8 protein-coding genes and 2 pseudogenes are annotated in these 7,063 nt (G+C 66.9%); 5 read left to right on the top strand and 5 right to left on the bottom strand.

The genetic code is table 11. The features are described 5' to 3' along the window. Together JWN68_RS06435 and JWN68_RS06430 are read left to right on the top strand one after the other, a co-directional pair. Positions 1-210, top strand: a 210-nt coding sequence (locus JWN68_RS06435) for a type II toxin-antitoxin system prevent-host-death family antitoxin (protein WP_297736330.1), incomplete at its 5' end; no start/stop codon positions are given. After that, entirely contained in the window at positions 207-497 is a 291-nt protein-coding gene (locus JWN68_RS06430) for a type II toxin-antitoxin system RelE/ParE family toxin (protein WP_297736328.1), read from the top strand. The genes JWN68_RS06435 and JWN68_RS06430, both read left to right, overlap by 4 nt. Before the next feature lie 101 nt (positions 498-598). On the opposite strand, the gene JWN68_RS06425 is transcribed toward JWN68_RS06430, so the two are convergent. The 3 genes from JWN68_RS06425 to JWN68_RS06415 all read right to left on the bottom strand — a co-directional run bounded on the left by JWN68_RS06425 (position 599) and on the right by JWN68_RS06415 (position 2,974). Next, on the bottom strand, positions 599-796 hold the full coding sequence (locus JWN68_RS06425; protein ID WP_297736326.1) for a hypothetical protein: 198 nt from the start codon (positions 794-796) through the stop codon (positions 599-601). A 184-nt stretch (positions 797-980) separates the two neighbouring features. Beyond that, the gene (locus tag JWN68_RS06420; RefSeq protein ID WP_297736323.1) at positions 981-2,513 is read right to left on the bottom strand and encodes a signal peptidase I; all 1,533 of its coding nucleotides are present in this window, start codon (positions 2,511-2,513) and stop codon (positions 981-983) included. A gap of 62 nt (positions 2,514-2,575) precedes the next feature. Next, complete coding sequence (locus JWN68_RS06415) at positions 2,576-2,974, bottom strand: hypothetical protein (RefSeq protein WP_297736320.1); 399 nt, start codon at positions 2,972-2,974, stop codon at positions 2,576-2,578. A gap of 815 nt (positions 2,975-3,789) precedes the next feature. Between JWN68_RS06415 and JWN68_RS06410 the strand changes: the two genes are divergently transcribed. Together JWN68_RS06410 and JWN68_RS06405 are read left to right on the top strand one after the other, a co-directional pair. Further along, positions 3,790-4,362 carry a hypothetical protein gene (locus tag JWN68_RS06410; protein WP_297736317.1) on the top strand — a complete coding sequence of 191 codons (573 nt, stop codon included), beginning with the start codon at positions 3,790-3,792 and terminating at the stop codon, positions 4,360-4,362. Then, on the top strand, positions 4,244-5,242 hold the full coding sequence (locus JWN68_RS06405; RefSeq protein WP_297736314.1) for a Dyp-type peroxidase domain-containing protein: 999 nt from the start codon (positions 4,244-4,246) through the stop codon (positions 5,240-5,242). Before JWN68_RS06410 ends, JWN68_RS06405 begins: the two co-directional genes overlap by 119 nt. Positions 5,243-5,472: 230 nt before the next feature. Here the strand turns inward: JWN68_RS06405 and JWN68_RS06400 are convergent, their stop codons facing one another. Then, the gene (locus JWN68_RS06400; protein WP_297736311.1) at positions 5,473-6,087 is read right to left on the bottom strand and encodes a recombinase family protein; all 615 of its coding nucleotides are present in this window, start codon (positions 6,085-6,087) and stop codon (positions 5,473-5,475) included. 354 nt (positions 6,088-6,441) lie between these two features. Between JWN68_RS06400 and JWN68_RS19250 the strand changes: the two are divergent. Beyond that, positions 6,442-6,726: pseudogene (locus JWN68_RS19250) on the top strand (class I SAM-dependent methyltransferase); the annotation flags it as partial. Between the two features lie 157 nt (positions 6,727-6,883). On the opposite strand, the pseudogene JWN68_RS06395 reads toward JWN68_RS19250, so the two are convergent. Beyond that, positions 6,884-7,063: pseudogene (locus JWN68_RS06395) on the bottom strand (transposase); the annotation flags it as partial.

Here is a 7,063-nt window from a genome sequence, read left to right as displayed (position 1 = left end):
GGGTTCGAGGTGACGCGCAACGGTGACCGGGCCGTCGTGGTGCTCAGTGCTGAGGACTACGACTCCCTGTTGGAGACCGTCGACGTCCTCAGCCGCGCCGAGGAGGTGCAGGCCCTGAAGGAGGGGCTCGATGACCTCGACGCCGGGCTCACCTCACCCCTGGATGAGGTCCGGTCAGCGATGCTGCGGCGCGGACGCCTCCGATCTTGAGTAGGGACCCGGGCGAGGACGGCGGTTACGACGTCGTCCTGGCCCGGAGCGCAAGACGCGCCCTCGAGGAGCTGTTGCCTGAAGCGGTCGCTGCGGCCGCCTTCGAGTTCATCGCGGGCCCGCTGCGCACCGATCCCCACCGTGTCGGCAAGCCCTTGCGAGAACCGTTGGCGCCCCTGTGGTCAGCACGACGAGGCGAGTACCGCATCCTCTACCGGATCCTCGAACGTCGCCTCGTCATCGAGGTCGTCTCGGTGGTCCACCGTCGAGACGCCTATCGCCAATGACCGATCGTCACGCGGAGATTGCGACACATCCGTACGTTCGACCTAATCCCAAGCGGGCGGAAGTACCTCAAGAAGCGCTTCGACAGCGCGGGTGAGGTTCGTCAGCTCACCAGATGCCACTCCAGGTCGCCGCGGGCCTGGTCAAGCGCGTTCGCTGCGTCTCCGCCGCGTGCGCCGTCTCCGGTGGCGCGCCACGCCCGTAGTTGCGTCTCGACTCCGACGCATCTCGATAGAACGTCGAGGCGATCCGTTGCGGTCGAGAGTGTCCGCAGAGCCGTTTCCCAGGTCTCGTCGTCCATGCGTGCACGCTACGGGCTGACGCTCGCTCATCGGTGCAGTTAGAGGCGGTCCCGAAGGCCGATCGTCTGCGGCACGACGACGGTCGGGAGCCAAGCCTGCGTAGGGTGCGCCGATGACGTTCCCGCTGTGGGACATCCGGGACATGCCGAGCCCGGGCGGCGTCCTTGGCGGAGGCGTTGAGCCTTAGGTGCGCAGCTCGGCGGTCGTGCTGGTCGGGCCCCGACTGCCGTCTGCCGGCGCGCTGGAGCTGTTGGTGCGGTAGCGGTAGGTGATGCCGTCGTCATGGACGGTGAAGGTGTCGACGTTGGCGCGGGTCCAGTACATGACCATCAGACCGTAGCGTTCCGAGAGCTTGGCCAGCGCAGCGAAGTCCGTGACGTCAACGGTGGGGCGACCGGTTGGGCTGGTCATGGGCTCCACCGGCAGCAGGATGGACGCGTAGCGCCGCCTGATGTCCGCGGCCTCGCCGGCTGTCCTGCGTGTCTGGACGAGACCGACCAGGATCAACAGAACCAGTGCGCCGACGATGAGAGCGGCGGAGAGAGCTCGCGCGGATGCCACGGGCACGTCGTACCCGGCGAGTCGTAGGGAGCCTGCGGGCGAGCCGGGCATGGTGGTCGTGGTGGGCTCCGTCACGACAAGGCTCGAGGGTCCACCTGGAAGGCTGAGCTGCAGAGGCGTCAGGGCGAACCGCAGCGCCGGCGCAAAGATGGCACCGTCCTGGGTGGTGATGGTGGGCACGACGGCAATGTCGACCTGCGTTGCGGGGATGCCGATGGCCTCGGCCGCTGCGAATGCCTTGCGCTCCAGCCGGTCGAGGTCCAGCGAGACCGTCGCCGTGTGCTCGGACGTGTCGAAGGACACCCGCTTCAAGAGAGGCACCCGCGCGTGCCAGCCGCTCGAGGTGGAGAGCTCGGCAGCCAAGCTGGCCGCGCCGGGTGTGCCCTGATAGGCGTAGCGGACGGTCACTTCGTCTGTGAGTCTGCGGAAGATCGGGTCCGGCTCGGTGACGCGGGTGGCGTCATAGGCAGGAGACCGCGGCACGTCGGCCTGGTAGCTGAAGGTCACTGAGCGTGCCACGGGACCAGCCGCCGTATTGGCCTTCGCTGTGGGCCGGGTCCACGACGTGACACCGAGAGCGAGGCCGACGCAGAGCACAGCCGCAGCCACAGCCGCAGTCGTACGCCATGGGGGTGACCAACCTGATGCCGGTCGAACGGACCTGCCGGGCGCGACGTGCTGTGCCATGTGAGTCTTCCTGGTTCTCTTCGTGCGGCGGCGCCGCGCGTCCACAGCTGTTCCGCCGGAGGCGAGCACCGCGAAGGCCACGATGGCTACACCGACTGGGCTGCTCAACCGATCGGTCCAGATGCCGCCACCGGGGACGTGGAGCAGCTCCTTGCCGATGAAATCCCGCTGGGTCGGACGTTCCGGATCGTCGAAGTTGGTGTTGTCTCCGCGAAATGTGTGCGTGCCGTCGCCGTGGACGGCCGTTACCCGGTGCAGGACGGTCCGGTCGAGCTCGGGGCTCGTGTACGCGACGACGTCGCCCACCTCGTACGTGCTCGACGCACGGACGAGGACGAGGTCGCCGGCCACCATTCGCGGCTCCATGCTGTTGCCGTAGGTCTCGACGAGCGCCAGCGTCCCGGTCAGCAACCCGGCCAGGACACCGAGGAGGACGGTGGAGGTCGCCCAGATCGCGAGCTTGCGCATCGTCACCCTTCCGACGAGAGGGGAGGGCGGCCGCACGCGGCCGCCCTCCTCACTCACTCGTCTCAGCCGTTGACGACGAAGCGGACGCTGGTCACGTTCGCGACGTCGGTGATGTTGCAGGCGATGTCGCTGGCGTCCAGCGTCCCGTCTGCGGGGCTGGTGGTGTCAACCTGCGTGACGGTGCAGGCCTGCGCCGCCCCGTCGTTGATCGAGATCGTGACCACGCCGGCCGTCATGGAGAGCAGCTGGGCGGCCCTCGCGGAGATCGCCGTCGTTGTGTCGGTGGCGGCGGTGTATGTGTGGACCACGTTGGTGATCGTGGCGCCGCTGACGCTCTGGGCCACGGAGCCGACGTTGATGGCACCGTCGTCGATGGTGCTGCTCGCTGTGAAGGCGGAGCCGGCGGCGAGGATCACGCCGGTGGCTCCGAGGGCGACGATGACCTTGGTTGACTTGGACATGAGATGGGCCTTCCATTCGAGTGTGTCCCGGAGTGCCTGGTGGCTCTCCGGATCCGGGGGAGGCACAAGTTAGCCACAAAACATCCACGAAAAGGCACCGATCGGTAACAACTGGCTCAATGTGACTAGCTGCGGCTTCCGTCGAGCGGTCGGGCCGAGCCTCGTACCCCACCCTGGTGTGTGTGGTTGGCACCACCGGGCTCCGGGGAGATGTCCCGTGTCCGGACGTCCCACTTAACGATCGTCACGGGGAGCGTGACCAGTACGGGATCGGCTTGCGGGACGTGCCTCCCTCCCAGGCGCACACTCACATCCTCGATGCGCCGTCGGATACGGGCGCCCCTCATAGGGCTGTCGACTGCGAGCGCTGCGGTCCAACCGCATGGACTGGTTCCTCGCGTTGTTGCTCCATTTCGGGACGTCGACGCAGTTTGTGGCCATGCTGGTGGATCTGCGCGACGCAGCGTGGGGACGCGGCGCGCCGGACCGTCGTGGAGGACGTGCTGGTCGTCGAGCAGCCGAGGCGCCGTCGACGTGGCCCCGGCGAGAGCTCCACAGTCGGCGCCCCGAGGAGGTCCAGCGAGAGCTGCGACTTCTCAACCTGACGCCGCTCAGCCGGATCGCGCTCCTCGCAGCCAGCGGTACGGACGTAATCACCGCTCTTGTGCTGGCGACAGGAAGACTTGCATTTGAGACTCCGCCCCGAACGCACTCGGGCCGAAACTGCCTACCGTGTCGGTGGGCCCCGCTAACGTCCGAAGTGAGTGGTTGAGCGATTGGGCGATTGGGCGAGAGCCCGTAATAGGAGGTGTGGGATGGTCCAGGCTAAAGGTGTCTTGCCGAACAAGTCCGACGATCGGGAGGTCTTGTACCGGAACCCGGCTACCTGCGGATACTTCATCGGGGTCACGGTCAACGCGGCCGGCGAGCCGGAGTTGCGAGCCTGGCTGGAGAGTGTCGACCGGGCGGTGGATGCGCTGGTTGCCCGTCAGGACCCGAGCGAGGACTTCCCGCAGGGACGCAAGGTAGCGCGCGTCGCCGTAGGCCTGGCCCCGGCCTTCTTCGACAAGCTCCAAGCGGCGGGCATCACCGTCGAGCGGCCAGCAGGGTTCTCGGCCGAGGCCGCGCCGGCCACAGACCTCTTCGGCGGGCACCCCAGGAGCGCTGCTGACGTGCTGTTCTACGTCGCATCGACAGAAGAGGCACGCGCCAAGGAGTTCCTCACCGCTGTTGCCGACTCGTCCGTCGTCACGGGCGTCACCATGGAACGTGGCTACCAGCGCCCTGACGAATCGGAGCCCTTCGGGTTACCGCGACGGTGTCCGAAACGTCAGGGACAGCGATCGGCTGCGCGTGGTGTACGTCCACACCGAGGGCGGCCAGCCTGAGGAGCCCCGCTGGGCGGACGGCGGGACTTACATGGTCAACATGAAGATCGCGCAGAACCGTGCCGCATTCTCCTCCCTCCCCGACGACGGGACCCGAGACACAGTGATCGGTCGCCTCAAGGACGGCACACGTCTCGACCTGAAGGGTGCCAACGACGACCCGCATGAAGAGCCCTCGGACGTGCCGGAGTTACTACCGCCCAACGCGCACGTCCGCAAGGCCGGACCCAGAGGACAACACGACGACACCGAGATCTTCAGACGCGGCCTTCCCTACGCCGATGTGGTGAACGGGCGGGTCGAGGTCGGGTTGCACTTCTGCTCGTTCCAAGCGACGGCGGCCCAATTCGACACCGTGTTCAACGACTGGATGCTCAACCAGCTGTTCCCACAGCGACCCGACGGAAGCATCCCCGGGATCGACGCCCTGATGAGCACCGCCACCGCCCACGGACCGCTCGTCGAGGTCCGCCATGCGGGGATCTTCTTCGTCCCGCCCTACGACCAGGACGGGCTGGCGGCAGCCCTCACCGCCGCCGCAGGGCCCTCGCGGAGACGAACGGGGCGGCTCGCGATCAACAAGGTGGTCGTGAGCCCCGGCAACCCGGGCAAACGATTCGAGCGCGGAGGTTTCACCTTCGAGGTCCGCGACTCCGCAGGGAAGACAACGGTTCCAAACTCCCAGTTCACCACCCAGACAAACGGCCGCGGAGTTTGCCAAGCCGACTTGACCGTCGGCGAGACCTATCAGCTCGTTGAAGTGTCTACGCCCCGTCCCGTCGAACCAACGGAGCCCATCATTTTCTCGATGGACAAGCCCAACAAGCACCTCCGCGTTGAGAACCGCATCGTCGAGCCAAATCCGGGGTACACCGTCTAGACCCGGCTTATCGAGATCGACTCTCCACGGGGGCCCTTGCGGACCGTCGCACCACGACATTCAGACAGGTCCGACGAACGTAGCCGGACATCGGCTATGAGAGTGCGCCGGAGCTGTAGACACGTCCCGCAAGCGGAACGTCTGCAGGCCCTGTGGTCCGGGTGTTGGCTGATCGGCGTCGGTTGTCCCGGTGGGGTGTCGGTTCCGGGACAGTCGACGTCCTGGCGAATTCAGCGGCGTGATCGTGCCTCTGCACGATCAGTCTTGGCCGCGATCCGTTGGCGCTCGATCGCTCGGTAGACGGTGGAGCGTCCGACGCCGAATAGCTCGGCGACCTCGAGGGTGCTGTACTCGCCGCTGTGAACCAGGGACACCAGGTGTGCTTCCTGCTTGCGGCTGAGCTTGGGCTGCTTCCCACGCAACCGTCCCTTCGCCCTGGCAACCTTCATCCCCTCCACCGTCCGGAGCCGGATCAGGTCGGACTCGAACTCGGCCACCATGGCGAGGACGTTGAACAGCAGCTTCCCGACCGCGTCGGTCGGGTCGTACACCGACCCGCCCAGGCTCAGGCTGACCTGCCGCAACATCAGTTCGTCGGCGGTCGCCCGGGCATCAGGTAGCGACCTGGCCAGGCGGTCGAGCTTGGTGACCACCAGGGTGTCACCAGCCCGACAGGCGGCGAGGGCCTCGCGAAGGCCGGGCCGCTCGCGGTTGGTGCCGGTCAGACCGTGGTCGACGTAGATCCGGTCCGGCTGGACACCGAGGCCGAGGAGCCCGTCGCGTTGGGCGGTCAGGTCTTGTTGATCGGTAGAGCATCGGGCGTATCCGACAAGCAGCGCGCTCATGGCGCACCTCCATAGGTGGACCCGGTCGAGACACGGGCTGTGGTCGACTTGGGTATCGGACATCGCCCGACCTCTCAGAAAGCGCCCTTCTAGCTTGTACTGCAAGCGACCGAAGGCCGGAATGCCGGCGGGCTGGCAGTACGGGATCCCGTCGTGGGCGGTGTCTGTAACGAGAATGTGCCCGTGGCATTCGCCTCGCGTCGCGCCGATTGGCTGCCCCTCGCGCCCCTATCCTTTCCGCTCGTGACCGTCCCGGACCACCGTGAGCAGACGCAGCAGGGCTATGACGCCATCGCCGTCACCTACGCCCGACTTCTGCCAGCACTGAACGCAGAGACGAGCCTCGACATCGCAATGATCGACGGGTTTGCAGACCGGTGCGCCAGTGCCAGGCTCGGTCCTGTCGCTGACGCCGGCTGTGGGACAGGCCGCGTCAGCGCCCATCTGGTCGCGCGAGGGCTGGACGTGATCGGCATCGACCTGTCCCCGGGCATGATCGATGTCGCGCGACGCACCTATCCCGAGTTGAACTTCGAGGTCGGCGCCCTGGAAGAACTGCCGTTTCCGGACGACACGTTGGGTGGTCTGGTCGCGTGGTACTCCATCATTCACAGTGCCCCCGAGCGGCTGCCGGTCATCGTCGCGCAAGCCGCCCGTGCGCTCAGACCCGGAGCCTGGTTCCTAGGAGCATTCCAGGCAGGAGACGGGCAGCGGGTGGATCGGACCAGCGCCCACGGGCAACCGATGACCATGACGAACTACCGCCACGATCCCGACCAGCAAGGCTCGTCGTCGGGGGCTTGGACTGCAGCGGGCTGGAGGTCAACGTCCCGTCGGCAGCGGTCTTCTTGCCGGTCCCATACGCCTCGAGCCAGTGGCGCAGCGTGCCGCGCACGATGCCCAGGTCCTCAGCGATGCCGCGGACCGTGGCCCCCGGCGTGGACTCGTACAAGTCGACGGCCTGACGACGGAACTC

The sequence above is a fragment of the Nocardioides sp. genome, assembly GCF_025964975.1.
GTDB lineage: Bacteria > Actinomycetota > Actinomycetes > Propionibacteriales > Nocardioidaceae > Nocardioides.
Note: the sequence above shows the minus strand (reverse complement) of the source record. Positions and strands in the feature narration are given on the sequence as shown.